Annotated in this window: 25 protein-coding genes; 16 read left to right on the top strand and 9 right to left on the bottom strand. The window is 73.4% G+C overall.

The window, feature by feature from the left end; translation table 11 throughout:
• Positions 1-3: 3 nt before the first annotated feature.
• From COO58_RS04190 to COO58_RS04180, 3 genes are all read left to right on the top strand, one after another.
• Positions 4-963, top strand: a complete 960-nt coding sequence (locus COO58_RS04190) for a hypothetical protein (protein WP_098743897.1) — start codon at positions 4-6, stop codon at positions 961-963.
• A 16-nt stretch (positions 964-979) separates the two neighbouring features.
• Positions 980-3,235, top strand: coding sequence for a cation-translocating P-type ATPase (locus COO58_RS04185; RefSeq protein WP_091583063.1), 2,256 nt, complete (start codon positions 980-982; stop codon positions 3,233-3,235).
• 69 nt (positions 3,236-3,304) lie between these two features.
• Positions 3,305-3,478: a CsbD family protein gene (locus COO58_RS04180; protein WP_013283784.1), complete on the top strand. Its 174-nt coding sequence runs from the start codon at positions 3,305-3,307 to the stop codon at positions 3,476-3,478.
• Between the two features lie 58 nt (positions 3,479-3,536).
• On the opposite strand, the gene COO58_RS04175 is transcribed toward COO58_RS04180, so the two are convergent.
• The 4 genes from COO58_RS04175 to COO58_RS04160 all read right to left on the bottom strand — a co-directional run bounded on the left by COO58_RS04175 (position 3,537) and on the right by COO58_RS04160 (position 6,126).
• On the bottom strand, positions 3,537-4,172 hold the full coding sequence (locus tag COO58_RS04175; RefSeq protein WP_091583060.1) for a dihydrofolate reductase family protein: 636 nt from the start codon (positions 4,170-4,172) through the stop codon (positions 3,537-3,539).
• Positions 4,173-4,201: 29 nt separating this feature from the next.
• Positions 4,202-5,446 (bottom strand): RNA polymerase sigma factor, encoded by a 1,245-nt coding sequence (locus COO58_RS04170; protein WP_091583056.1) that lies wholly within the window; start codon positions 5,444-5,446, stop codon positions 4,202-4,204.
• On the bottom strand, positions 5,443-5,802 hold the full coding sequence (locus tag COO58_RS04165; RefSeq protein ID WP_245667010.1) for a YciI family protein: 360 nt from the start codon (positions 5,800-5,802) through the stop codon (positions 5,443-5,445). The genes COO58_RS04170 and COO58_RS04165 overlap by 4 nt, the downstream gene beginning before the upstream one ends.
• A 99-nt stretch (positions 5,803-5,901) precedes the next feature.
• Positions 5,902-6,126, bottom strand: a complete 225-nt coding sequence (locus COO58_RS04160) for a GntR family transcriptional regulator (protein ID WP_098743895.1) — start codon at positions 6,124-6,126, stop codon at positions 5,902-5,904.
• A gap of 255 nt (positions 6,127-6,381) precedes the next feature.
• On the opposite strand from COO58_RS04160, the gene COO58_RS04155 reads away from it, so the two are divergent.
• A complete protein-coding gene (locus COO58_RS04155; RefSeq protein WP_098743894.1) occupies positions 6,382-6,585 on the top strand; it encodes a hypothetical protein in 204 nt (67 codons plus the stop codon).
• Between the two features lie 99 nt (positions 6,586-6,684).
• On the opposite strand, the gene COO58_RS04150 is transcribed toward COO58_RS04155, so the two are convergent.
• Positions 6,685-7,872: a DUF2786 domain-containing protein gene (locus tag COO58_RS04150; protein WP_098743892.1), complete on the bottom strand. Its 1,188-nt coding sequence runs from the start codon at positions 7,870-7,872 to the stop codon at positions 6,685-6,687.
• 139 nt (positions 7,873-8,011) lie between these two features.
• Here COO58_RS04150 and COO58_RS04145 point away from each other — a divergent pair, with 139 nt between their 5' ends.
• Both COO58_RS04145 and COO58_RS04140 read left to right on the top strand, forming a co-directional pair.
• Positions 8,012-8,857: a DUF3152 domain-containing protein gene (locus tag COO58_RS04145; protein WP_098743891.1), complete on the top strand. Its 846-nt coding sequence runs from the start codon at positions 8,012-8,014 to the stop codon at positions 8,855-8,857.
• Positions 8,858-8,903: 46 nt separating this feature from the next.
• Positions 8,904-9,881, top strand: a complete 978-nt coding sequence (locus tag COO58_RS04140) for an aldo/keto reductase (protein ID WP_098746081.1) — start codon at positions 8,904-8,906, stop codon at positions 9,879-9,881.
• 82 nt (positions 9,882-9,963) lie between these two features.
• On the opposite strand, the gene COO58_RS04135 is transcribed toward COO58_RS04140, so the two are convergent.
• The gene (locus tag COO58_RS04135; RefSeq protein WP_091583038.1) at positions 9,964-10,389 is read right to left on the bottom strand and encodes an ATP-binding protein; all 426 of its coding nucleotides are present in this window, start codon (positions 10,387-10,389) and stop codon (positions 9,964-9,966) included.
• Between the two features lie 70 nt (positions 10,390-10,459).
• Entirely contained in the window at positions 10,460-11,206 is a 747-nt protein-coding gene (locus COO58_RS04130; protein ID WP_098743889.1) for a cyclopropane-fatty-acyl-phospholipid synthase family protein, read from the bottom strand.
• Positions 11,207-11,480: 274 nt separating this feature from the next.
• On the opposite strand from COO58_RS04130, the gene COO58_RS04125 reads away from it, so the two are divergent.
• Together COO58_RS04125 and COO58_RS04120 are read left to right on the top strand one after the other, a co-directional pair.
• Positions 11,481-12,515: a PHB depolymerase family esterase gene (locus COO58_RS04125; RefSeq protein ID WP_098746078.1), complete on the top strand. Its 1,035-nt coding sequence runs from the start codon at positions 11,481-11,483 to the stop codon at positions 12,513-12,515.
• A gap of 67 nt (positions 12,516-12,582) precedes the next feature.
• Complete coding sequence (locus COO58_RS04120) at positions 12,583-12,801, top strand: hypothetical protein (protein WP_091584256.1); 219 nt, start codon at positions 12,583-12,585, stop codon at positions 12,799-12,801.
• 14 nt (positions 12,802-12,815) lie between these two features.
• Here COO58_RS04120 and COO58_RS04115 read toward each other — a convergent pair whose 3' ends face one another.
• Together COO58_RS04115 and COO58_RS04110 are read right to left on the bottom strand one after the other, a co-directional pair.
• Positions 12,816-13,526 (bottom strand): GAF and ANTAR domain-containing protein, encoded by a 711-nt coding sequence (locus COO58_RS04115; protein WP_091583030.1) that lies wholly within the window; start codon positions 13,524-13,526, stop codon positions 12,816-12,818.
• Between the two features lie 159 nt (positions 13,527-13,685).
• Positions 13,686-14,075: an STAS domain-containing protein gene (locus COO58_RS04110; protein ID WP_255292513.1), complete on the bottom strand. Its 390-nt coding sequence runs from the start codon at positions 14,073-14,075 to the stop codon at positions 13,686-13,688.
• A gap of 275 nt (positions 14,076-14,350) precedes the next feature.
• On the opposite strand from COO58_RS04110, the gene COO58_RS04105 reads away from it, so the two are divergent.
• The 8 genes from COO58_RS04105 (at position 14,351) to COO58_RS04070 (ending at position 24,703) form a co-directional block, all read left to right on the top strand.
• Positions 14,351-15,052 (top strand): ANTAR domain-containing protein, encoded by a 702-nt coding sequence (locus tag COO58_RS04105; RefSeq protein ID WP_098743888.1) that lies wholly within the window; start codon positions 14,351-14,353, stop codon positions 15,050-15,052.
• Positions 15,053-15,149: 97 nt separating this feature from the next.
• Entirely contained in the window at positions 15,150-16,319 is a 1,170-nt protein-coding gene (locus COO58_RS04100; RefSeq protein ID WP_218012371.1) for an aromatic acid exporter family protein, read from the top strand.
• Between the two features lie 249 nt (positions 16,320-16,568).
• Entirely contained in the window at positions 16,569-16,658 is a 90-nt protein-coding gene (kdpF, locus tag COO58_RS04095; RefSeq protein WP_036343797.1) for a K(+)-transporting ATPase subunit F, read from the top strand.
• On the top strand, positions 16,658-18,313 hold the full coding sequence (kdpA, locus tag COO58_RS04090; RefSeq protein WP_098743886.1) for a potassium-transporting ATPase subunit KdpA: 1,656 nt from the start codon (positions 16,658-16,660) through the stop codon (positions 18,311-18,313). The genes kdpF and kdpA overlap by 1 nt, the downstream gene beginning before the upstream one ends.
• A gap of 20 nt (positions 18,314-18,333) precedes the next feature.
• The gene (gene kdpB, locus COO58_RS04085; protein WP_098743885.1) at positions 18,334-20,514 is read left to right on the top strand and encodes a potassium-transporting ATPase subunit KdpB; all 2,181 of its coding nucleotides are present in this window, start codon (positions 18,334-18,336) and stop codon (positions 20,512-20,514) included.
• Positions 20,514-21,395 (top strand): potassium-transporting ATPase subunit C, encoded by an 882-nt coding sequence (locus COO58_RS04080; RefSeq protein ID WP_098743883.1) that lies wholly within the window; start codon positions 20,514-20,516, stop codon positions 21,393-21,395. The genes kdpB and COO58_RS04080 overlap by 1 nt, the downstream gene beginning before the upstream one ends.
• Positions 21,396-21,479: 84 nt before the next feature.
• Entirely contained in the window at positions 21,480-24,026 is a 2,547-nt protein-coding gene (locus tag COO58_RS04075; protein WP_098743882.1) for a DUF4118 domain-containing protein, read from the top strand.
• Positions 24,023-24,703 carry a response regulator gene (locus tag COO58_RS04070; RefSeq protein ID WP_098743880.1) on the top strand — a complete coding sequence of 227 codons (681 nt, stop codon included), beginning with the start codon at positions 24,023-24,025 and terminating at the stop codon, positions 24,701-24,703. The genes COO58_RS04075 and COO58_RS04070 overlap by 4 nt, the downstream gene beginning before the upstream one ends.
• The last annotated feature ends 34 nt before the right edge of the window (positions 24,704-24,737 follow it).

The following is a 24,737-nucleotide window of genomic DNA, read 5'->3' as shown; positions in this document are numbered from 1 at the left end:
ACCATGAACACGGCGACGAAGCTGAGCGGCTTCGCCCTCGGCCTCGTGGCGGTGTTCGGCGCGGCGTACGGGATCGGTCACGTGGCCGGTCCCGACGCCCCGGCCGCCGACACCCGCCACGACGACACCGACGCCGGCCACGGCGACCAGGGTCACGCCGGGGAGGCGGCCGCCCGCCTGCCCGGCGGGCTGCTCGTCTCCGAGCGCGGCTACACGTTCCAGCCGACGGCCGCGCCCGAGGGGCAGTTCGCGTTCCGGATCACCGGGCCGGACGGCCGGCCGGTCACCCGCTACGACGTGGCCCACGACAAGCTCATGCACCTGATCGTCGCCCGCCGCGACCTCTCCGGCTTCCGGCACGTGCACCCGGAGCTGGCCGACGACGGCACCTGGCGGGTCGCCTCACCGCTCGCCGGGCCGGGCGTGTGGCGGGCGTTCGCCGACTTCACCCCGACCGGCGGCGAGCCGTTGACGCTCGGCGTCGACGTCACCGTCCCCGGCACGCTGGCCGCGCGACCGTTGCCGCCACCGGCCACCAGCACCACGGTCGACGGCTACACCGTCACGCTCACCGGCGCGCCGGAGCCCGGCCGCACCAGCCGGCTCACGCTCTCGGTCAGCCGGGACGGCCGGCCGGTCACCGACCTCCAGCCCTACCTCGGGGCGTACGGCCACCTGGTGGCGCTGCGCCAGGGTGACCTGGCCTACCTGCACGTGCACCCGGAGGGCACGCCCGGCGACGGGCGCACGCCGGCCGGGCCGGCGGTCACGTTCGCGGCGGAGGTGCCGTCGGCCGGCGCGTACCGTCTCTACCTGGACTTCCGGCACGGCGACGCGGTGCACACCGCCGAGTTCACCGTCGTGGCCGGCGACCAGGCCCCGCCGGCGCCCACCGGGCCGGCGACCACCACCGCACCGACCCCGGACGCCGGACACGGCACCCCGGGGCACGGGCACAGTTGACCGGGGAGGTGCCGCGATGACCACCACGGGAAAGACGCTCCCGACCGCGCCGAACCTGATCGAACTCGCGATCGGCGGCATGACCTGCGCGTCGTGCGCCGCCCGGATCGAGAAGAAGCTCAACCGGATGGACGGCGTCGAGGCCACGGTGAACTACGCCACCGAGAAGGCCACCGTCCGGTACGCCGACGAGGTCACGCCGGACGACCTGATCGCCACCGTGGAGAAGACCGGCTACACGGCCGCGGTGCCGCCGCCGCCCGCCCGGGCCGACGCGACCATGAGCGCCGAGCCGGTGGACGAGCTGCGCGGGGCGCGTACCCGGTTGTGGGTCTCGGCGGTGCTGACCCTGCCGGTGATCGTGCTGGCCATGGTGCCGGCCTGGCAGTTCGACCACTGGCAGTGGGCCTCGCTCACGCTGGCCGCTCCGGTGGTGGTGTGGGGCGGGCTGCCGTTCCACCGGGCCGCGCTGGTCAACCTGCGCCACGGCGCGGCGACCATGGACACCCTGGTCTCGCTCGGCACGCTGGCCGCGTTCGGCTGGTCGCTCTGGGCGCTCTTCCTCGGCGACGCCGGCATGCCCGGGATGACGCACCCGTTCCGGTTCGACATCACCCGGGGCGACGGCGCCGGCAACATCTACCTGGAGGCCGCCGCCGGGGTGACCGTCTTCATCCTGGCCGGGCGTTACTTCGAGGCCCGTGCCAAGCGCACCGCCGGCTCCGCCCTGCGTGCCCTGCTCGAACTGGGCGCGAAGGACGTGGCGGTGCTGCGCGGCGGGCAGGAGACCCGGGTCCCGGTCGACCAGCTCGCGGTCTCCGACCGGTTCGTGGTCCGGCCCGGGGAGAAGATCGCCACCGACGGGGTGGTCGAGGAGGGCACCTCCGCGGTCGACGCCAGCATGCTCACCGGCGAATCCGTGCCGGTCGAGGTCGGGCCGGGCGACGCCGTGGTGGGCGCGACCGTCAACGCCGGTGGTCGGCTGGTGGTCCGCGCCACCCGGATCGGCGGGGACACCCAGCTCGCCCAGATGGCCCGGCTGGTGGAGCAGGCACAGACCGGCAAGGCGGCCGTGCAGCGGCTGGCCGACCGGATCTCCGGGGTCTTCGTGCCGATCGTGATCGCCCTGGCCGCCGGCACGCTGGGCTGGTGGCTCGGCACCGGCGCCGGTCCGACCGCCGCGTTCACCGCCGCCGTGGCCGTGCTCATCATCGCCTGCCCCTGCGCGCTCGGCCTGGCCACCCCGACCGCGCTGCTGGTCGGCACCGGGCGCGGCGCGCAGCTCGGCGTGCTGATCAAGGGGCCGGAGGTGCTGGAGTCCACCCGACAGGTCGACACCGTGGTGCTGGACAAGACCGGCACCGTCACCACCGGGCGGATGGCGCTGGCCGAGGTGCTGCCCGCCGACGGCGAGGACGCCGGGGAACTGCTCCGGCTGGCCGGCGCGCTGGAGGCGGCCTCCGAGCATCCGATCGCCCGGGCGGTGGCCGAGGCGGCGGTCGACGCCGGGCCGCTGCCGGCCGTCACCGACTTCGCCAACGCCGAAGGGCTCGGCGTGACCGGCACGGTCGACGGCCGCGGCGTGGTGGTCGGTCGGGCACGGCTGCTGGGGGAGCGTGGTCTCGACGTACCCGAGGAGGTCGCGCGGGCGGCGACCGGCGCGGAGGCCGCCGGCCGCACGGCGGTCCTGGCCGGCTGGGACGGCCGGGCCCGGGGGGTGCTCGCGGTGGCCGACGCGGTGAAGCCGACCAGCCGGGCGGCGGTCGACCGGCTGCGCGACCTGGGGCTCACCCCGGTGCTGCTCACCGGCGACAACGCCACCGTGGCGAACGCGGTGGCCGCCGAGGTGGGCATCGACGAGGTGATCGCGGAGGTGCTGCCCGCCGACAAGGTGGCCGTGGTCGAGCGGCTCCAGGGCGAGGGCCGGGTGGTCGCCATGGTCGGCGACGGGGTCAACGACGCCGCCGCGCTGGCCCGGGCCGACCTCGGGCTGGCCATGGGCACCGGCACCGACGTGGCCATCGAGGCCGCCGACCTGACCCTGGTCCGGGGCGACCTGCGGGCCGCGGCGGACGCCATCCGGCTCTCCCGCCGCACCCTGGCGATCATCAAGGGCAACCTGTTCTGGGCGTTCGCCTACAACGTGGCGGCGCTGCCGCTGGCCGCAGCCGGGCTGCTCAACCCGATGCTCGCCGGCGCGGCGATGGCCTTCTCGTCGGTGTTCGTGGTGGCGAACAGCCTGCGTCTGCGGCGGTTCCGCCCGATCGGGTGACAGGTGATTGGGCCGGCGGCCGGCGGGGTAACCAGTTGTCGTCACGCAACTGCTGAGTGGAGGTTCACCATGGGTCTCGACGACAAGATCGACAACGCGTCCCAGGACACCGCGGGCAAGGTCAAGGAGGGCGTCGGCCGGGCGACCGACAACGAGCGCCTCGAGGCCGAGGGCCGCAACGACCAGGCCGGCGCCAAGCTCAAGCAGGCCGGCGAGAAGATCAAGGACGCCTTCAAGAGCTGACGTACGACTCGCACACCCCACCGGGCCGGCCTTCGGGCCGGCCCGGCGTGCGTCCGGGTCAGCGGCGCACCCGGTAGCGGATGTGCGTGACGGTGGGTGCGGCGACCACCCGATCCTGCTCCAGGGCGACGTCCAGCGGCCCGTCGAACAACGGCGTGCCGCCGCCCAGCACGATCGGCACCACGTGCAGCCAGAGCGAGTCGAGCAGGCCCGCCGCCAGGTAGCCGCGTACCGTGCCGCCGCCTCCCGCCACGCAGACGGACCGGTCACCGGCCGCCGCCCGGGCCCGCTCCAGCGCCGCCTCGATCCCGTCGGTGACGAAGTGGAACTCCGTACCGCCCGCCATCGGCAGCGGTTCCCTCCGGTGGTGGGTCAGCACGAAGACCGGGACCCGGAACGGTGGGTCGTCCCCCCACCATCCGGTCCACCCGAGGTCCCACCGGCCCTCGCCGCCGCCGAACATGCGCCGGCCCATCACGTACGCGCCGACGCCCTCGATCATCTCCTCGACCAACTCGGCGTCGACGTCGCGCTCGCCGCCGTTCAGGCCGTGCTCCGCGCGCCAGCTCTCGGTGGCGAAGAGCCACTCGTGCAGCCGCAGGCCGCCACGCCCGAGCGGGTCCTGCAGGCTCTGCCCCGGGGCCGCCACATAGCCGTCCAACGACATCGACAGTTGACTGAAGACCTCTCCCATGACGGGTGGACCTCCCGGGACGCCGGAACTCATCGGTCGGCGGCCAGGCGGGCGGCGCGTACCTCCAGGTAGCGGCGCTCGGGCAGGCTGGTGGTGGCCCGCGCGGCAGCCAGGTAGGCGGCCCGGGCGGCGACGCGGTCGCCGGCCAGCTCGAACAGGTGCGCGCGGACGGCGGCGAGCCGGTGGTGGCCGGCCGTGCGGTCGTCGGCGTCCAGCGGCGCGAGCAGTGCGAGGCCGGCGCGGGGCCCGTCCACCATCGCCACCGCGACCGCCTGGTTCAGCGTGACCATCGGGTTCGGGGCGATCCGGGCCAGCACCCGGTAGAGCGCCACGATCTGCGGCCAGTCCGTGGTGGCGGCGGTGGGCGCCTCCGCGTGCACCGCCGCGATGGCCGCCTGCACCTGGTACGGGCCCGGCGCCGACCAGGTCAACGCCTCGGTCACCAGCGCGATGCCCTCGTCGATCCCGGCCCGGTCCCACCGGGTGCGATCCTGCTCGGACAGCGGTACCAGCTCCCCGTCCGGGGCGGTGCGCGCCGCCCGGTGCGCGTCGGTGAGCAACATCAGGGCCAGCAGCCCGGCCACCTCGCCGTCGGTCGGGAGCAGCCGGTGCAGCTCCCGGGCCAGCCGGATCGCCTCCCCGGTCAGCTCGACCCGGTGCAGCGCGTCGCCGCTGGACGCGGTGTAGCCCTCGTTGAAGATCAGGTAGAGCACGCGCAGCACCGCGCCCAGCCGCTCGTCCCGGTCGGCCGGCGAGGGCAGCGTGAAGCGCGCCCCGCTCGCCTCGATCCGCTGCTTGGCGCGGCGGATCCGCTGACTCATGGTGGCCTCCGGCACCAGGTACGCCCGCGCGATCTCGGCGGTGCTCAGGCCGCCCACCGCGCGCAGCGTGAGCGCCACCTGGGCATTCACCGGCAGTGCCGGGTGGCAGCAGAGGAGCAGCAGCCGCAGCGTGTCGTCGCCGCTCGGCGGCTCCTCGTCGGCGGCCGGCGCGACGGCGGCGTACGCCGGTTGCCGGACCGCCACCGCGACCTCGCGCTCCCGGCGGGCGTGCTCGCTGCGCCACTCGTCGGTGAGCCGGCGGGTGGCCACCGTGACCAGCCAGGACCGGGGATGGTCCGGGACGCCCTGCGCCGGCCACTGGGTGGCGGCGGCGAGCAGCGCCTCCTGGACCGCGTCCTCGCAGGCGTAGAACTGGCCGTGCCGGCGCACGAGCACGCCGAGGACCTGCGGCGCCAGCGTGCGCAGCAGATCCTCGACCGCCCGGTCGGTCACATCTCCGTCCCGGCCTGCTCCATCACCGCGCGCACCTCCAGCACGCCGAAGCCGTGCCGCACGTCCGGCCAGCGGGCGGCGATCTCGGCGGCCCGCTCCGGGGTGTCGCAGTCCACCGTCAGGTAGCCGGCGAACTGCTCCTTGCTCTCCACGAACGGCCCGTCGGTGATCTCGGTGCCGCCGGCCGCCGGCCGCACCGTCCGGGCTTGCGACGGATGGGCCAGCGCCTCCCCGCCGACCAGCTCACCGGACTCGGTCAGCTCCTTCATGATCTCGTCGACCTCGCCGAAGATCGCGGTGCGCTCCGCCTCGGACAGCTCCTCCACGAAGCCGGGCCGGTTCCAGATCAGCAGCATGTACTTCACGTCTCACTCCTCGGGTCGGGGCCACCGTCGGTGGCGCCTCGCAGACGGGTCGGAGCCGGGCCGCCCGATCCGACATCCCGAGCCGGCTCTTTATTCGGGCTCGGCCACGAAGACGCCCTGACCCTGCTGCCCGTAGATCAGATTCCGGGCGTGCAGTTCCTTCACGGCCCGGTAGGCCGTCGATCGGGCGACGTTGTACAGCTCGCCGATCTCGGACACCGAGGGCAGCTGTTGCCCGGGCGCGTAGTCGCCCGTACGAATCTTGGCTTCGATGTCGTCGGCGACGCGCAGGTAGTGCGGCGGTCTGGTGGGCATGATCGGCTCTCCTGGACTTCAGCGAGGATCATGCTTCCAGCCCGTACCTGATCAGGACAAGCGGGCAGCCCGGCAAAGTGGAGACAGTGAGAACTTGACTACAGTGAGACAGTGGATACAGTGAGACAGAGGCCGGTCGCTCCTGGACTTCAGCAATCCGAGGGGTTCCGTCCGTCCCGCCGTGGGGGAGCTCGACGCGAGGACTCTGCCCCCTGCGGCGGTCCACTCGTGATCGCTCGGGGAAGGTTGACCGCAATGCCGATCGACGAGCCGGGTGCGGCCTCGGAGGCGCGCGAGGTCTTCGAGGCTCATCGCATCATCGAAGCTCACTGGACCACTTCAGCCGCCCGGCCGAGGCGCGGCTGCCTGCAGTGCCAGGACTGGTACGCCTGCGCTCAGCTCGACTGGGCGGTCGAGCGATTCGCGCACTACGCGTCGATCATGTTGCGGAAGCGATGACTCCAACGGCTCTCGCCGCTCGCCCCCACCCCGCCCATCCCGCGTCGATCATGAAGTTGACGGCGGAAAAACGGACAACATGCGCCGCCAACTTCATGATCAACGCGGAAGGTGGGGCCGGTGCGCCGGGGCGGTCGGGTCGAGGGAGGCGCGGTCGGCGGCGCTGGTGCCGGAGGTCCAGCCGTCCGCGTCGCGGACCTGGAGCCGGTGCCGGGTGGTGCCGGGGAAGAGCTGGTCCAGGCGCTCCCGGACGGCGTCCGAGCGGGCCGCGAGCACCGGCAGCAGACGGTCGTCGTCGCGCTCCTCGGCCGCCGCCGTGCTGGCCGCCCGCAACCGCTCGCCGATCCGCAGCGCGAACGCGTTGAGGAACGACTCGTCGTAGACCTTGGTGCGCCGCCCACCGGCCCGGCCGCGTTCCGCCCGCCCGCGCAGCATCGCGGCGGTGGCCTGCACCAGTAGCGAGGTGTGCAGCAGCTCCACCGCCGCCAGGTCGGCCGGGAAGCCGAGCACGGTGGCGAAGCCCAGGTCGTCGGACCACACCGACTCGCACCGGTTCGCCGCCGCCACCTCCTGGATCAGCAGCGCCTTCGCCGCCGCGTACGGGGCGTCGGTGCCGAGGCGTACCCCGCCCGGGCGGTCCGGCCGGTCGGCCGCGGCGTCGAGCAACGCCGCGTCGATGCTGTGCCGGGCCATCAGCTCCTGCGCCTTGGCGGTGAACGCCTCCGCCTCCGCCGGGTAACCGGTCGACTCGGCCTTGGCCAGCAGCGCGCGTACCCGGTCGAGCATCCGGGAACCGGTGGCCGGGACGGCGGCGCGGGAGACGGCGGCCGAGCCGGGCGGCGGGCGCAGCGACGCGATCGGCGGCAGCCCCTCGACCAGGACGAGCGCGTCGACGGCATCGCGCAGGGCGGTGATCCGGTCGCCGTCGGCGCGGCGGTCCAGCCAGCCCGCGTCCGTGTCCCAGCGGGCGCCCAGGTCGGTGACCTGCTCGTCGAACCAGGCCGGGACGGGGTCGGGGAGCGTCCGCCGCTGGGCGGCCACGCCGTCGCGCAGCAGCCGGGCGCCGCGCGGGGTCAACCGGCGTACGGCGAGGCGGTCCAGGTCGACCGGTTGCCAGCCGCGCGGCCAGAGTCGGCCGACGGCCCGGGTGAGTCGGGCCAGCAGGGCCGCGTCGACGTCCGCCCCGGCGCCCACCACCAGCCGGTCGAGGGCCCGCTCGGCGGCGCGTACGTCGGTGCCGCGCGCCGCCGCGAGGGCGTCGTCGAGCAACTGCTCGGCTGATGACACGGGTGGCTCCCCCTGACTCCGACAGGCGGCAGGTCGCTCACCCCACCACCGACGGTACCCGGCCCGCGGGTTCAACCGTCCGGCCCTGGCATCCGTACTCCTGCCCGGAGCGGGGGCGGCGCGACGGACGGAGATCGACGTGGGCGGGTACGACCGGGGTCTGCACCGACGGCGACGGCGGTCCCGGGCCGGCGTCCCGCTCCTGGTGGCGGCCCTCGTCGCGGCCGGTCTCGCGGCCGGCGGCGGATACACCCTGCGCCGGCACCCGGACCTGCTGGCCTCGACCGGCGTGGAGCGGACCGTGCCGGCGCAGGTGCCCGGCCCGCGCCCGACGGCGACGGCTGCCCCGGCGTCGCCGGTCCCGGCGGCCGGTCGGGTGCCGCCCCGCATCGCCTACCCGCTGCGGGGCGGCGGCGGCTTCCGGACCGCCGACACCACCGGCGCGGTGGCCGGTCGCTCCGGTGAGCTGCTGCGCTACCGGGTCGCGGTCGAGGACGGCATCCGCAACGTGGACGTGGAACGCTTCGCCCGGGAGGTCGCCGCGACGCTGGCCGACCCGCGCGGCTGGACCGGGGACGGCCGGTGGCGGTTGCAGCGGGTGGGCCGGGACGGGCCGGCCGACTTCACCGTGCTGCTCACCACACCGCTGACCCGGGGTGGGCTCTGCGGCGACCCCACCGACCGCTACACCTCCTGCCGCAACGGCGACCGGGTCGTGATCAACGTGGCCCGCTGGGTGTACGGGGTGCCACACGTGGCCGACCTCGACCTCTACCGGCAGTACCTGCTCAACCACGAGGTGGGCCACCGGCTGGGCCGGGGCCACGAGCGCTGCCCCGCCGCCGGCGGTCCGGCGCCGGTGATGGTGCAGCAGACGCTCGGGCTGCACGGCTGCGCACCCAACGCCTGGCCGCTGGTGGGCGGGGAGGCCCTGGTCGGCCCGTCCGGCCAGTACGACGACCCGATCCCGGCCGAGGACCACTGACCCACGCGGACTGCGGTCGCCGCCCGTCGGTGGTGGGATGGACGCCATGGATTACGTCAAGTTCGGGTCCACCGGCCTGGAGGTGTCCCGGCTCTGCCTGGGCTGCATGAGCTACGGCGAGCCGAGCCGGGGCGGCCACCCGTGGTCGCTGCCGGAGGACGCCGCCCGCCCCTTCATCCAGCAGGCGCTGGAGCTGGGCGTCACCTTCTTCGACACCGCGAACGTCTACTCCGACGGCACCAGCGAGGAGATCGTCGGCCGGGCGCTGAAGGACTTCGCCCGCCGCGACGACGTGGTGATCGCGACCAAGGTGCACGGCCGGATGGGGCCGGGTCCGAACCGGGGCGGGTTGTCCCGCAAGCACATCATGAGCGAGATCGACGCGAGCCTGCGCCGGCTCGGCACCGACTACGTGGACCTCTACCAGATCCACCGCCTCGACCCGGGCACGCCGATCGAGGAGACGCTGGAGGCCCTGCACGACCTGGTCCGGGCCGGCAAGGTCCGCTACCTCGGCGCCTCGTCGATGTACGCGTGGCAGTTCGCCAGGGCGCTCTGGCTCGCCGAGCGGCACGGCTGGACCCGGTTCGTCTCGATGCAGAACCACTACAACCTGCTCTACCGGGAGGAGGAGCGGGAGATGCTGCCGCTCTGCCTCGACCAGGGCGTCGCGGTGATCCCGTGGAGCCCGCTGGCCCGGGGGCTGTTGACCCGGGACCCGCAGGAGCGGACCGCGCGGGCGGAGACCGACGAGTTCGGTCGCACGCTCTACGCGCGTACCGAGGAGCACGACCGGGCGGTGATCGACGCGGTGGCCCGGGTGGCCGAGCAGCGGGGTGTGCCGCGGGCCCAGGTGGCGCTGGCCTGGGTGGCCCGCAACCCGGCGGTGACCGCGCCGATCGTGGGCGCCACCAAGCCGCACCACCTGACCGACGCGGTGGCCGCGCTGGACCTGGAGTTGACCGACGAGGAGGTGGCGGCGCTGGAGGCGCCGTACGTCCCGCACCCGGTGGCGGGCTTCTAGTCCGGCGGGTCCGCCGGCGGCTCGGCGTCGGGCGCCGGCGGGCCCACCCACCGCGCCGTCCCGTCGACCGGCCGTGGCCACCTCACCGGGAGAACGACGCCCAGATGTTCTTGGTGGTGGCGGTGGCGTACCAGCCGACGTCGAGCGAGATCGACTGGGCCAGGAACAGCCCTCGCCCACCCGAGTCCAGCGGATGGATGTCGGACAGCTCCGGCACCGAGCTGACGTCGTGGTCGGCCACCTCGAGCAGGAAGCAGTCGTCGGTGGCGCGCAGCGTGACGATGGTGGGCGGTCGGCCGTGCCGGAGGGCGTTGCTGGCCAGCTCGGTGACGACGAGCAGCACCATGTGCGGCACCTCGTCCAGGTCCTCGCCCTGCACCAGTCCGTGCCGGTTCAGCGCGTCGCGCAGCGAGGCGCGGACGTCGCGCAGTTGCTCGGGGGTGTCGAGCACCCACCGCTCCAGCTCGGTGGCCTGCGGCGGCGGCGGCGAGGTGCGCAACTGTCCCATGATCTGGCTTTACCCTCCGTAGCGATCCGCTAAGCCCGGCCGACGCGCGTCGACCGGGCGTCGGGCGGCGTCAGCGACGAAGCAGCGCGAAAACTCCCCAACCCAGATGTTCGCGTTGGAACCGGACGTACCGCAGCGGGTCCTCGGTGAGTTCCCGCCGCAGCTCCGCGGCCAGTTCGTCGTCCGGGTTGGCGTCCAGCCAGCGGCGCAGGTTCAGCCAGTGCGCGGCGGCGTACCGGTCCCAGCTGTCCTGGTCGGCGAGGACCATCTCGACCAGGTCCCAGCCGCACGCGCCGAAGAGCGCGACCAGGCCGGGCAGGTCGCGGAACTCGTCCCGGGACCGGGCGTGCGACCCGACCACCGTCTCCTCGTCGGGCGGGTCGATCCGCCAGTACGGCTCGCCGACCAGCGCCATGCCGCCCGGCCGCAGCGCGCGGTCGAGCAGTTCCAGGGTGCCGGGGACGCCGCCGCCGATCCAGGTGGCGCCGACGCAGCAGGCCACGTCGACCGGATGCTCCGGAACGTACGCGGTGGCGTCGCCGTGCACGAACCGGACCCGGTCGGCGACGCCCAGCTCGGCGGCGCGGTCCCGGGCGGCGGCGGTGAAGACGGTGCTGATGTCGACCCCGGTGCCGGTGATCCCGTGGTCCCGGGCCCAGGTGCAGAGCAGCTCGCCCTTGCCGCTGCACAGGTCGAGCAGCTCGGCATCGGGCACGAGGCCGATCACCCGGCCCAGCGTGGCCAGCTTGGCCTCGTCGATCGGGTTGAGGACGCGAAGGTCACCCTCGCGGATGGTGAAGCTACGTGGCAGGTCCATGGTGGTCGCTCCGAGTGCGGAAGAGGGTTGCGGGCGGGTCGATCCGGTTCGGCGCGGTCGGCACGGGCACCAAAACACCCTCTTCACGGTCTCGAAGTGACGTCGTCCGGACGCTAGCCCGCGCGGCGGCGACGATCCAGGAGTTTTCGGGGGTGGTCGGCCCACACCGCCGCCTCGGGCGAGGTGTCGACGGTGCGGATATCTGCTGTGGTCAATGTCACGCTACGGTGCCGGCACGCCGGTCGTCCCACCGGCACTCCGACGGGAGAACACCATGAAGACACCGTGGAAGGCCGTCACCACCCTCGCCGCCGCACTCCTGCTCGTCCTGCCCGGCGGCGTCGCCGCCCTGGCCGCGAGCACCCCCTGGACCAAGACGCCGGTCGCCGGTTCGCTGCGCTCGTACCCGGTCTCGGCCGTCTACGTCGCCGGGGTCTCCTCCGGCGGCTACATGGCCACCCAGCTCCAGGTCGCCTACTCGGCCCGCGTCCGGGGCGCGGCGATCTTCGCGGCCGGGCCCTACTACTGCGCGCAGAACACCATCCCGCAGGCGCTCTACGGCTGCGGCGACAACATCTACCCGACGTACCTGGGCAACCTGGAGACGTACACCCGCGCCTGGGCCGGGTACGGCTGGATCGACGGCACCGGCAACCTCTCCGGTCAGCCGGTGTACGTCTACCACGGCAACAACGACGCCACCGTGAAGAAATCGGTCACCGACGACCTGGTCCGGTACTACCAGGACTTCGGCGCCAGCGTCCGCTACGACTCCGGCAGCGCCGCCGGGCACTCCTGGGTCACGCCCTACGGCACGGTCGGCTGCACCACCACCGCCTCGCCGTACCTCGCCGACTGCGGCACCGACCCGCAGGGCGCCTTCCTCGGCAAGCTGCTCGGCTCGGTCGCCGCGCCGAACACCGGCCCGCTCGGCGGCACCCTGATCCGCTTCGGCCAGGACAGCTTCGCGGTCAACGGCTGGGCCAACGGCCTGAGCATGGACGGCAACGGCTTCGCGTACGTGCCCAGCTCCTGCGCCGCCGGCACCACCTGCCGACTGCTGGTGGCCCTGCACGGCTGCGCCCAGGGGTACGCCAAGGTCGGCACCGCGTTCGTCGACCGGGCCAACCTCAACCAGTACGCCGACACCAACCGGCTGATCGTGCTCTACCCGCAGGCGACCGCCACCCCGGTCAACCCGAACGGCTGCTGGGACTGGTGGGGATACCTCGGCGCCACGAACTACCCGATCAAGGGCGGTGCCCAGGTCGAGACCATCATGAACATGGTCCGACGGCTGGACGGCTGACCCCGGCGAGGTCCGGCCCGCGGATCTGGTGTGGGCCGGACCATACCGGCTGCGGTACGGTCACGTCATGGTGGTGGAGGAACACTGGTGGAACGGCGTCAGCAACCCGCGTGGTCGGCGCGACGTCTACATCCGCACCGACGGGAGCCAGTGGCAGGTGCAGGCGCAGATCGGCGGCGCCGCCGGCCGGTCCAAGATCCAGCAGTGCCCGAGCCGGGGCTCGGCGAGCATCCTCGCCGGGGCGTGGCGGGCGAGCGGCTCCGGCTGGCGCGCGATGCCGCGCTGACCGGCGACCGCCGCTCAGTCGCGACCGCCGTGCACCGCCCGGTCGACGAGTGACTCGGCGACCTCCCGCAGCTTCCGGTTGGAGTCCTGCGACACCCGGGCCAGGATGGCGAACGCCTCCTCGGCCGAGCACCGGCGCTGACCCATGATGATGCCCTTGGCCTGCTCGATCACGGCCCGGCTCTGCATCGCCTCCTGCATCTGCTGCGCCAGCGTGGCGGTGCTCTCGTAGAGGTGGACGTTGGCCAGCGCGATGGCGGCGTACCCGGCGAGCGTCTGCGCGAGGTCGACCTGCTCGTCGAAGACCCGCGGGGCCGCGCCGTAGATGTTGAGCGCCCCGACCATGGCCTCCTGGATGGGCAGGCCGATCGAGAGGGAACTCGCGGCGCCCGCCCGGTGGGCCCGGACCGCCCACTCCGGCCACCGGCTCTCCGCCGCCATGTCCGGCACCAGCATCGCGGCGCCGGTGGTCGCGGCGTCCAGGCAGGGGCCCCGGCCCTGCTCGTACTGCCACTCGTCCAGGGTCAGGGCCAGCTCGCCGGTGTGCGCGGCGGTGTACGCCGTCGCGCCCTGGACCAGCGTGACCGAGACCTCGGCCGTGCCCGGGATCGCATCCTTGGCGACCTGGGCGATGATCGACAACACCACGTCGACGTCGACCTCGTCGTACTTGATCCGCCCGAGTCTGATCAAGGCTGCGGCGAGGTCGGGGTGGGCCTGCGGCATGAGCTGTGACGTCCTTGTGGGAAGCGACGCCGTCGACCCCGAACCCGGGGGACGGCTGGTGGCGGGACGGCCCGCGACAACGGACCGCTGTCCCGATCCGGGAAGGATCGGGGCCGGCGCCGCTTCTTGACGCTCGTTCGTGACGCCCCGCTCGGGACGTCAGCTACCGGACAACTCTACGACCCCCGCTCGGTCGGGGGCGACCGGACGTGCCGGCCGCTGGTCGACCCCGTCCGGCGGGAGACGGGTGACGATCTCGAAGCCGGGAAGCGTGCCGGTGACGTCGAGCACGCGGCGCACCGCCCGGGAGGGGCGGTGGAGCACCAGTTTTCCGCCCCGCTCGGTCAGCAGCCGCCGGGCCCGCACCAGCGCCTCGGTGCCGTGCGCGCCGAAGAAGGTGACCTCCGCGAGATGGACCACCACCAGCGGGGCCCGCACCCCGGCGACGTTCTCCAGCAGTTCGGCCAGCAGGTGCGCGTTGCTGAGGTCGACCTCGCCGGCGACCGAGACCGTGGTCACGTCCCCGTGGACCTCGCAGCTCAACCACATGATCGGCTCGTCCGGTCGCCACGATCCGGACGCGGTGGGAACGTGATGACGGCCGAAAACCGGCAAATCCTCCAACATGGCACCTCCCACACGACGAACTCGCGCGACGCTCCCGGCCGTGATGCGGCCGTGAGCGGGTGGAGGGCACATGTCTTGACCCGGTCTCCGACGTTACGTCGGTCCGCGCGGCTTCGCACGCCCGGGTTCCCGTGCCGGCGTCCGGCCCGGCGGGTAGCTTGGCGGTGACAGCCGTCCCCGCATCGACAAGGATCGCCATGGCAGCCCCGAGCACGGACCCCGGCGAGGCGCTCGCCGAGCTGAGCCGGATCAGGCTGGACGAAGTGAGCCTGGAGGACGTCCTGCGGCGGGTCGCCGAGCTGGCCAACCAGACCGTCCCGGGCAGCGCCCACGTCACCGTGACGCTGGCTCAGGGCGGCCGGAACTCCAGCGCCGCCTGCACCAGCGACCTGGCTCGGCAACTCGACGAGTGGCAGTACCGGAACGAGCGGGGGCCCTGTCTGGACGCCGCCGCCAGCGCGGCCAGCATCTCACTGCCCGACCTGGCCGTGGAGGAGCGCTGGCCGGAGTGGGCCGCGCACGCCCAAGCGGCGGGCATCGGCAGTTCGCTGTCGGTCGGGCTGCCGATCCAGGAGGCGGTCACCGGCGCGCTCAACATGTACGGTGTGGCCCCGCACGCCTTCGACAGCGTGGCCGTCCGCAGCGCCGAGAACTTCGCCGCGTACGCCGCCGTCGCGCTGGCCAACGCCCACCTCTACGACAGCGCCGCCACGCTGGCCCGGCAGATGCAGGAGGCGATGCGCAGCCGGGCGGTGATCGAGCAGGCCAAGGGCATCATCATGGGCGAACGGCGCTGCTCGGCGGACGAGGCGTTCGCGCTGCTGTCGAAGCTGTCCCAGGACGCCAATCGCAAGGTGCGCGAGGTCGCCGAGGCGCTGGTCGCGAACGCCGGCCGCTGAGTGCCCGCTGCGCCCGCCCGGCGTGCCGCAGGATTGCTCCGCCGGGGAGCGGGTACGCGCGGCCGTGGCCGGTGCGGGAACACGGGGAAGCGGTGGGCTGGCCGCCGGTGACCGGCCGCTCTTCCGCCGGCTGCGGTCCGCGCCGGCGCTGCTGGTCGACCGGTTCCGGCGGGTACGCGCGGGCGCCGGGCTGGCCGCCCAGGCCGGGCTCGCGGCCGGCCTCTCCTGGTGGGTCGCGGACTCGCTGCTGGACATCACGCAACCCGTCTTCGCCCCGATCTCGGCGGTGGTGGCGCTCGCCGCCTCGGTCGGCCAGCGGGTGCGCCGCACCGTCGAACTGATCATCGGCGTGGCGGTCGGCATCCTGATCGGAAACCTGCTGATCAGCGTGGTCGGGGTCGGCGCCTGGCAGCTCGGTCTGATCGTCGCGCTGGCCGTGGTGGTGGCGGCGTTCGTCGGACGCAGCCCGGCGCTGGTGGTCCAGGCCGGGGCGACGGCGGTGCTGATCGGCACGCTGACGCCGACGGTGCCGGACCTGGAGGCGCCCCGGGTGCTCGACGCGCTCATCGGTGGCGGGGCCACCCTCCTGGTGACCGCGGTGCTGCTGCCGCTCAATCCGTTGCGGATCATCAACCGGGCCGCCGGCCCCGCCCTGGACCTGCTCGCCGAGCAGCTGGACCGCACCGCCGACGCGCTGCGCGAGCGGGACGCGGAGGCGGCGCGCGCCGCCCGGGACCGGTTGCGGGACAACAAGAAGGAGATGGGCTCCTTCGGCGAGGCGGCGCAGGGCGCACGGGAGGCCGCCACACTCTCGCCGGTCTACTGGACCTCCCGGGAGGGGCCGCTCGGCCGGTACGCCAAGGCGGTCGAGCCGGTGGACCGGGCGATGCGCAACAGCGGCACGCTGATCCGGCGGGCGGTCACGTTGATCGCGGACGGCGAGCGGGTGCCGGAGCCCATGCCGGACGCGGTGTCCGCGCTGGCCGACGCGGCCCGCACGCTGCGCAAGGAATTCGCCCGGGGCACGCCGGAGCCGACCCGGTGCCGGGAGTCCGCGTTGCGGGCGGTCGCCGAGGCCGGTCACGCCTACCGCGCCGGCGTCGACTTCTCCGGGGCGGTGGTGGTCGCCCAGGTGCGGACGGCGGCCAGTGATCTCCTGGTCGCCACCGACGTCGACCAGGAGGAGGCGAACCGCCTGGTCCGTTCGGCGTTCGGCCCGCTCGACCCGCCCGGGACGGGCGATCGCACGTCGCGTGCCGGCGGGTGACCGCCTCCACCCCCGCCCACACGGGTGGCGTGAAAAGCGCGTCAAGAATCCCCCGGCCGGCGTGATGGTCGCGTTATAGCCCCTGTCCGTACGCCCGACCTGGCGTTTTGATTGCCCGGCGCGACCGGGAGGCGGTCGCGAGGACATCGCCCGCTAGGAGAGGTCAGCCGTGTCTGACGTGCTGTTCGTGTTGCTGACGGTGGGGCTGTTCGCGGCTCTCGCCCTCGTGGTGAGGGGTGTGGAGAAGCTGTGAGCGCCGTCAACGCCGTCGGCCTGGTGCTGGCGATCGGACTGGGCGTGTTCCTGGTCGTCGCCCTGCTGTTCCCGGAGCGCTTCTGATGAGCATGACAACAGCCGGGGTGCTCTTCGTGCTCTCGCTGGTGGTGGCGCTGGTCGCCGTCTACCGGCCGTTCGGCGACCACATGTACCGGGTGGTCTCCGGCACCCGGTCCGCCCGGGTTGAGCGGGGCATCTACCGCCTGGTCGGGGTCAACCCGGCCGCCGAGCAGACCTGGGGCGTGTACGCCCGCAGCGTGCTCGCCTTCTCGGCCGTCTCGATCCTGTTCCTGTACGCGTTCCAGCGGCTGCAGAACCATCTCTGGCTCTCGCTGGGCCTCGACCCGGTGGTCACCCACGGCGCCTGGAACACCGCGGTGTCGTTCGTGACCAACACCAACTGGCAGTGGTACTCGGGTGAGTCGACCATGGGTCACCTGGTGCAGATGGCCGGCCTGGCGGTGCAGAACTTCGTCTCCGCCGCGGTGGGCATCGCCGTCGCGGTGGCGCTGGTCCGGGGCTTCGCCCGCAGCCGCACCGGCGAGCTGGGCAACTTCTGGGTCGACCTGACCCGGATCACGCTGCGGATCCTGCTGCCGATCGCGGTGCTCGGCGCGCTCGCCCTGATGATCGGCGGCGCGGTGCAGAACGTCTCCGGCGGCACCGACGTGACCACGCTGACCGGCGGCACCCAGACGGTCACCGGCGGGCCGGTGGCCAGCCAGGAGGTCATCAAGGAGCTGGGCACCAACGGCGGTGGCTTCTACAACGTCAACAGCGCCCACCCGTTCGAGAACCCGACCACCTGGACGAACTGGATCGAGATCTTCCTGATCCTGCTCATCCCGTTCAGCCTGCCCCGGGTCTTCGGTCGGATGGTCGGGCAGAACCGGCAGGGCTACGCGATCGCCGCGGTGATGGCGATCCTCGCGCTGGCCAGCATCACCCTGACCAACGTGTTCGAGCTGACCGGTCACGGCACGGTGCCGCAGGCGGTCGGCGCGGCGCTGGAGGGCAAGGAGGTGCGGTTCGACGTGTCGAACTCGGCCACCTTCGCCGCCGCCACCACGCTCACCTCGACCGGCGCGGTCAACTCGTTCCACGACTCGTACACCGCGCTGGGCGGGATGATGACGCTGGGCAACATGATGCTCGGCGAGGTCGCCCCCGGCGGTGTCGGCGCCGGCCTGTACGGGCTGCTGATCCTCGCGGTGATCACGGTGTTCGTCGCCGGCCTGATGGTCGGCCGCACACCGGAGTACCTGGGCAAGAAGATCGGCTCCCGCGAGATCAAGTTCGCCTCGATGTACTTCCTGATCACCCCGGCGCTGGTGCTCACCGGCACCGCCGCCGCGTTCGCCACCGGCAACGACTCGACCGCGCTCAACGTCGGCCCGCACGGGCTCTCCGAGGTGCTCTACGCGTTCACGTCGGCGAGCAACAACAACGGCTCGGCATTCGCCGGCATCACCGTGAGCACGCCCTGGTGGAACACCGCGCTGGGCCTCTGCATGCTGCTCGGCCGGTTCCTGCCGATCATCTTCGCGCTGGCGCTCGCCGGTTCGCTGGCCCGCCAGCAGCCCACACCCGCGTCCGAGGGCACCCTGCCGACCCACAAGCCGCTCTTCGTCGGCATGGTCGTCGGCGTCACCGTGATCCTCGTCGCGCTCACCTTCCTGCCCGCGCTCGCGCTCGGCCCGCTGGCCGAAGGGCTGTGACCACCATGAGAGACAAGGACATGACGGCACCTCTCGACACCGTCGACGCGCCGACCCCCGGCACACCGGCCCGACAGGGCGACCGGGTCGGCGGCGGACTGCTCGATCCGCGCCAGCTGATCGCGTCCCTACCGGACGCGCTGCGCAAGCTCGACCCGCGGACGCTGTGGCGCAACCCGGTGATGCTGATCGTCGAGATCGGCGCGCTGTTCACCACCGTCCTCGCGATCGCCGATCCCTCGGTGTTCGCCTGGGCCATCACGATCTGGCTCTGGCTGACCGTGGTGTTCGCCAACCTGGCCGAGGCGGTCGCCGAGGGTCGGGGCAAGGCCCAGGCCGACACGCTGCGGCGAGCCAAGCAGGACACCATCGCCACCCGCCTGCTCGGCTGGACGCCGGGCGCGGCGGCCAACCGTTACCGCGACGAGGCGGTGCCCGCACCGCAGCTCAGGCAGGGCGACGTCGTTCTGGTCGAGGCCGGACAGATCATCCCGGGCGACGGCGACGTCGTCGAGGGCATCGCCAGCGTCGACGAGTCGGCGATCACCGGCGAGTCCGCTCCGGTGATCCGGGAGTCCGGCGGCGACCGCAGCGCGGTCACCGGCGGCACCCGGGTGCTGTCCGACCGGATCATCGTGAAGATCACCCAGAAGCCGGGAGAGAGCTTCATCGACCGGATGATCGCCCTCGTCGAGGGCGCCAACCGGCAGAAGACCCCGAACGAGATCGCGCTCAACATCCTGCTGGCCGCGCTGACGGTCATCTTCCTGCTCGCGGTCGTCACGCTCCAGCCGTTGGCGATCTTCGCCAAGGGTTACCAGGCCGCCGCGCCGGACACCCAGGCGATCACCGACTCCGGTGTCACCGGCATCGTGCTGGTCTCGCTGCTGGTCTGCCTCATCCCGACGACCATCGGCGCGCTGCTGTCCGCCATCGGCATCGCCGGCATGGACCGCCTCGTCCAGCGCAACGTGCTCGCCATGAGCGGGCGGGCGGTCGAGGCGGCCGGCGACGTCAACACGCTGCTGCTGGACAAGACGGGCACGATCACCCTGGGCAACCGGCAGGCCGCCGAGTTCCTGCCGGTGGCCGGCGTGGACGCGGCCACGGTCGCGGACGCGGCGCAGCTGTCCAGCCTGGCCGACGAGACGCCCGAGGGGCGCTCGGTGGTGGTGCTGGCCAAGAACGAGTTCGGGCTGCGCGAGCGTGAGCCCGGCCTGATCCCGCACGCCACCTTCGTGCCGTTCACCGCGCAGACCCGGATGAGCGGCGTCGACCTGGCCGGTGACGGCGGCGTCGGCGACCGGCGGATCCGCAAGGGCGCCGCCGCCGCGGTGATGAAATGGGTACGCGAGAACGGCGGCCACCCGACCGAACAGGTCGGTGAACTGGTCGACGCGATCAGCGGCACCGGCGGCACTCCGCTCGTGGTCGCCGAGCACACCGCCGGCGAACCGGCCCGAGCGCTGGGCGTCATCCACCTCAAGGATGTCGTCAAGGCCGGCATGCGGGAGCGCTTCGACGAGATGCGCCGGATGGGCATCCGGACCGTGATGATCACCGGCGACAACCCGCGGACCGCGAAGGCGATCGCCGACGAGGCCGGCGTGGACGACTTCCTCGCCGAGGCCACGCCGGAGGACAAGCTCGCCCTGATCAAGAAGGAGCAGGAGGGCGGCCGGCTGGTCGCCATGACCGGTGACGGCACGAACGACGCGCCGGCGCTGGCCCAGGCGGACGTCGGCGTCGCGATGAACACCGGCACGTCGGCCGCGAAGGAGGCCGGCAACATGGTCGACCTCGACTCCGACCCGACCAAGCTGATCGAGATCGTGGAGATCGGCAAGCAGTTGCTGATCACCCGGGGCGCGTTGACGACGTTCAGCATCGCCAACGACATCGCGAAGTACTTCGCGATCATCCCGGCCATGTTCGCCGGCATCTACCCCGCGCTGGACACGCTGAACGTGATGCGGCTGGCCAGCCCGGCGTCGGCGATCCTCTCCGCGGTCATCTTCAACGCGATCGTCATCGTCGCGCTCATCCCACTGGCCCTGCGGGGCGTCCGCTACCGCCCGGCCAGCGCGTCGGCGCTGCTCAGCCGCAACCTGCTGCTCTACGGCCTCGGCGGCATCGTGGTGCCGTTCGTCGGCATCAAGCTCATCGACCTGCTCGTCCAGTTCATTCCGGGGATCTCGTGATGCGCCTTCCCAGTTGGCTCTCCCAGCACGTGGCCGCCCTGCGCGCCGTGCTCGTCTTCACCGTGCTGCTCGGTCTGGCCTACCCGCTCGCCCTGGTCGCCGTCGGCCGGATCCCCGGCCTCGACGGCAAGGCGGACGGGTCCCTGATCGAGGTCGGCGGCAGGACCGTCGGCAGCTCGCTGATCGGTCAGTCGTTCACCGACGCGGACGGCAACCCCGTGCCGCGCTACTTCCAGTCCCGCCCGTCCGCCGCCGGCGACGGCTACGACCCGACCTCCACCGCGGCCAGCAACCTCGGCCCGGAGAGCGTCGTGGACACGCTGGCCACCGACCCCGCCGACTCCACTCCGAGCCTGCTCACCCAGGTCTGCGCGCGCAGCAGGGCGGTCGGCGAGCGGGACGGCGTGGACGGACGGCGCCCCTACTGCACGCCGGACGGGGTGGGCGCGGTGCTGGCCGTGTTCCGCGCCGACGGTCTGACCGGCAGGATCACCCGCGTGGTCAGCGTCAACCAGGTCGCGCCGGCGACCCCGTTCGTGTCGACGTGGCAGGGCGTACCGGTCGAGCTGGCCCGGCCCGGTCAGGACTACGTGGCCGAGGGCGGGGTGGTCACCCCGATCCGGGGGGACGCCCCGGCGGAGCCGGCCGTGCCGGCCGACGCGGTCACCGCCAGCGGCAGCGGCCTCGACCCGCACATCTCCCCGGCGTACGCGGAGATCCAGGTGGCCCGGGTGGCGCGCGAGCGCGGCGCGGACCCGGCGGCGATCCGCCGGCTGGTCGAGGAGCACACCACCGGCCGGTCGCTCGGCTTCATGGGCGAGCCCGGGGTGAACGTGCTGGAACTCAACCTCGCGCTGGACGGGGCGTTCCCGGCGCGCTGACGCCGGCAGCTGTTAAGAAGGGACCCCGCCTCTACCGCAGGCGTTAAGCGGGGGCCCTTCCTTTCACTCAGGGAGGATGGGGGCGTGGGCAGAGGCGAGCTGCGGATCTACCTGGGCGCCGCCCCCGGGGTCGGCAAGACGTACGCCATGCTCGAGGAGGCCCAGCGCCGGGCCGAGCGTGGCACCGACGTGGTGGTCGGCCTGGTCGAGACGCACGGCCGGCCGCACACCGCGGCGATGGTCGGCGACCTGGAGGTGGTGCCGCGCCGGGCGATGACCTACCGGGGCGTCGACCTCACCGAGATGGACCTCGACGCGGTGCTGGCCCGCCGTCCCGAGGTGGTGGTGGTCGACGAGTTGGCGCACACCAACGTGCCGGGCTCCCGCCACGACAAGCGCTGGCAGGACGTCCAGGAGCTGCTGGACGCCGGGATCAGCGTGCTCTCCACGGTCAACGTCCAACACCTGGAGTCGCTCACCGACGTCGTCGCGCAGATCACCGGCACGATTCAGCGGGAGACCGTGCCGGACCAGGTGGTCCGCGCCGCGGAGCAGGTCGAGCTGGTGGACATGACGCCGGAGGCGCTGCGCCGCCGGATGGCGCACGGCAACATCTACCGGCCCGACAAGATCGACGCCGCGTTGGGCAACTACTTCCGGGTCGGCAACCTCACCGCGCTGCGCGAGCTGGCGCTGCTCTGGCTGGCCGACAAGGTCGACGAACAGCTCGACGCGTACCGGGCCCAGCAGGGCATCTCCGACACCTGGGAGGCGCGGGAGCGGGTGGTCGTCGCGCTCACCGGCGGCCCCGAGGGCGAGACGTTGATCCGCCGGGCCGCCCGGATCGCCGCCCGCAGCAAGGGCGCCGACCTGCTCGCCGTGCACGTGGCCCGCAGCGACGGGTTGGCCGACGCGGACCCGGTCCAGCTGGCCCGGCAGCGGGTGCTGGTGGAGAGCCTCGGCGGCACCTACCACCAGGTGCTCGGCACCGACATCCCGGCCGCGCTGCTCGACTTCGCCCGGGGGGTCAACGCCACCCAGCTCGTGCTCGGCGCGAGCCGGCGGGGGCGGTTCGCGCAGATCCTCTCCCGGGGCGTCGGCGTGACCACCACCGCGCTCTCCGGCGCCATCGACGTGCACCTGGTGACCCACCCCGAGGCGGGGCGCGGGCGGCGCGGGGCCGGGGTGCCCGCCGCGCTGTCCCGCCGTCGCCGGCTGCTCGGGTACGCGCTGGCCGTGCTCGGCATGCCGCTGCTGACGCTGCTGCTGGAAGCGCTGCCCGACCTCACCCTGACCAACGACATCCTGCTCTTCCTGGCCGGCGTGGTCGGGGTGGCGCTGGTCGGTGGGCTGTGGCCGACGCTGGTCGCCGCGCTCGGCGGATCGTTGCTGCTCAACTGGTTCTTCACCCCGCCGTACCGCACGCTGACCATCGCCGAGGCGGACAACCTGCTCGCGCTCGGCGTGTTCGTCGGCGTCGCCGTCGCGGTGAGCTGGGTGGTGGACGTGGCGGCCCGGCGTACCCGGGAGGCGGCCCGCGCCTCCGCCGACGCGCAGACGCTGGCCACCGTCGCCGGCAGCGTGCTGCGCGGCGAGCGGCCGCTGCCCGCCCTGCTGGACCGGCTCCGGGAGACGTTCGGGCTGCGCGCGGTGAGCGTCCTGGAGCTGACCGCCGAGGCGGAGGGGCGGCCGGCCCGGTCCCGGGCGGAGGGCGCCTGGCGGGTGGTGGCCGGCGTCGGCGACGCCCCGCCGGGCAGCCCGAGCGCCGGGGAGACCGTGGTGCCGGTGGACGACCGGCTCAGCGTGGTGCTCGCCGGCCGGCGGCTGGAGGCGGCCGACCGCCGGGTGGTCGAGGCGTTCGCCGCCCAGGCCGCCGTCGCGCTGCGCCAGGAACGCCTGGCCGAGGAGGCGGCCACCGCCCGCCCCCTGGCCGCCGCCGACCGGATGCGGACCGCGCTGCTCGCCGCGGTCAGCCACGACCTGCGGACGCCGCTGGCCTCGGCCAAGGCCGCGGTGAGCAGCCTGCGCAGCCACGACGTGGAGTTCGACGCGGACGACCGGGAGGAGCTGCTGGCCACCGCCGACGAGTCGCTGGACCGGCTGGGCCGCCTGGTGGCGAACCTGCTCGACATGAGCCGGTTGCAGGCCGGCGCGCTGGGCGTCACCGCCACCGCGGTCGGGCTGGAGGACGTCGTACCCCGGGCTCTGGACGAGCTGGGCGCGGCGGCGGCCGAGGTGACCACGGACATCGCGCCGGACCTGCCGGCGGCGCTGGCCGACCCCGGCCTGCTGGAGCGGGTGCTGGTCAACATCGTGGCCAACGCGCTGCGGCACAGCCCGCCGGGGCAACCGCCGACGATCACCGGCAGCGCGCACGCCGGCCAGGTCGAGCTGCGGGTGATCGACACCGGGCCGGGCATCCCCGAGGACCAGTGGGAGCACGTGTTCCTGCCGTTCCAGCGCCTCGGCGACCGGGACAACCAGACCGGGGTGGGGCTGGGCCTGGCGCTGTCCCGTGGTCTCGCCGAGGCGATGGGTGGCAGCATCACCCCGGAGACCACGCCGGGCGGCGGTCTCACCATGGTGCTGCGGCTGCCGGCCGCCACCGAGCCGGAGGGGCCGCAGGAATGACCCGCATCCTGGTCGTCGACGACGAGCCGCAGATCCTGCGCGCCCTGCGGATCAACCTGCGCGCCCGGGGTTACGACGTCGAGGTGGCCGACACCGGCGCCGCCGCGCTGAAGGCCGCCGCCGCCCACCCGCCGGACCTGGTGGTGCTCGACCTCGGCCTGCCCGACCTGGACGGCACCGAGGTGATCCGGGGCCTGCGCGGCTGGACCGGGGTGCCGATCATCGTGCTCTCCGGCCGGGCCGGCAGCGAGGACAAGGTGGCGGCGCTCGACGCGGGCGCCGACGACTACGTCACCAAGCCGTTCGGGGTGGACGAGCTGCTCGCCCGGATCCGCGCGGTGACCCGGCGGCTCGCCCCGGCCGCCCCGGCCGTGCCGACGCTGCGGATCGGCCGCAACACGGTCGACCTGGCCGACCGCACCGTCACCCGGGACGACGGCGTCGAGGTCAAGCTCACCCCCACCCAGTGGGCGATGCTGGAGAAGCTGCTGCGCAACCCCGGCAAGCTGGTCAGCCAGCGGCAACTGCTGCACGACGTGTGGGGGCCGGAATACCAGCAGGAGACCAACTACCTCCGGCAGTACATGGCCCAGTTGCGCCGCAAGCTGGAGGACGACCCGGCCCGGCCCCGGCACCTGATCACCGAGCCGGGGATGGGCTACCGCTACCGGCCCTGACGTTTGCGCCGGCCCCGGCGGGGGACTCGGCGAG

It is taken from the genome of Micromonospora sp. WMMA1996 (genome assembly GCF_002573675.1).
GTDB lineage: Bacteria > Actinomycetota > Actinomycetes > Mycobacteriales > Micromonosporaceae > Micromonospora > Micromonospora sediminicola.
The sequence above is the reverse complement of the archived record's forward strand: the minus strand, read 5'-3'. Positions and strand labels throughout refer to the sequence as shown.

Excerpts from the sequence above, each read along its gene's own strand:
- COO58_RS04190 (WP_098743897.1), top strand. The coding sequence starts at position 4 with ATGAACACGGCGACGAAGCTGAGCGGCTTCGCCCTCGGCCTCGTGGCG.
- COO58_RS04185 (WP_091583063.1), top strand. The coding sequence starts at position 980 with ATGACCACCACGGGAAAGACGCTCCCGACCGCGCCGAACCTGATCGAA.
- COO58_RS04180 (WP_013283784.1), top strand. The coding sequence starts at position 3,305 with ATGGGTCTCGACGACAAGATCGACAACGCGTCCCAGGACACCGCGGGC.
- COO58_RS04175 (WP_091583060.1), bottom strand. The coding sequence starts at position 4,172 with ATGGGAGAGGTCTTCAGTCAACTGTCGATGTCGTTGGACGGCTATGTG.
- COO58_RS04165 (WP_245667010.1), bottom strand. The coding sequence starts at position 5,802 with ATGCTGCTGATCTGGAACCGGCCCGGCTTCGTGGAGGAGCTGTCCGAG.
- COO58_RS04160 (WP_098743895.1), bottom strand. The coding sequence starts at position 6,126 with ATGCCCACCAGACCGCCGCACTACCTGCGCGTCGCCGACGACATCGAA.
- COO58_RS04155 (WP_098743894.1), top strand. The coding sequence starts at position 6,382 with ATGCCGATCGACGAGCCGGGTGCGGCCTCGGAGGCGCGCGAGGTCTTC.
- COO58_RS04140 (WP_098746081.1), top strand. The coding sequence starts at position 8,904 with ATGGATTACGTCAAGTTCGGGTCCACCGGCCTGGAGGTGTCCCGGCTC.
- COO58_RS04135 (WP_091583038.1), bottom strand. The coding sequence starts at position 10,389 with ATGGGACAGTTGCGCACCTCGCCGCCGCCGCCGCAGGCCACCGAGCTG.
- COO58_RS04130 (WP_098743889.1), bottom strand. The coding sequence starts at position 11,206 with ATGGACCTGCCACGTAGCTTCACCATCCGCGAGGGTGACCTTCGCGTC.
- COO58_RS04125 (WP_098746078.1), top strand. The coding sequence starts at position 11,481 with ATGAAGACACCGTGGAAGGCCGTCACCACCCTCGCCGCCGCACTCCTG.
- COO58_RS04120 (WP_091584256.1), top strand. The coding sequence starts at position 12,583 with ATGGTGGTGGAGGAACACTGGTGGAACGGCGTCAGCAACCCGCGTGGT.
- COO58_RS04115 (WP_091583030.1), bottom strand. The coding sequence starts at position 13,526 with ATGCCGCAGGCCCACCCCGACCTCGCCGCAGCCTTGATCAGACTCGGG.
- COO58_RS04110 (WP_255292513.1), bottom strand. The coding sequence starts at position 14,075 with ATGTGGTTGAGCTGCGAGGTCCACGGGGACGTGACCACGGTCTCGGTC.
- COO58_RS04105 (WP_098743888.1), top strand. The coding sequence starts at position 14,351 with ATGGCAGCCCCGAGCACGGACCCCGGCGAGGCGCTCGCCGAGCTGAGC.
- kdpA (WP_098743886.1), top strand. The coding sequence starts at position 16,658 with ATGAGCATGACAACAGCCGGGGTGCTCTTCGTGCTCTCGCTGGTGGTG.
- kdpB (WP_098743885.1), top strand. The coding sequence starts at position 18,334 with ATGACGGCACCTCTCGACACCGTCGACGCGCCGACCCCCGGCACACCG.
- COO58_RS04080 (WP_098743883.1), top strand. The coding sequence starts at position 20,514 with ATGCGCCTTCCCAGTTGGCTCTCCCAGCACGTGGCCGCCCTGCGCGCC.
- COO58_RS04070 (WP_098743880.1), top strand. The coding sequence starts at position 24,023 with ATGACCCGCATCCTGGTCGTCGACGACGAGCCGCAGATCCTGCGCGCC.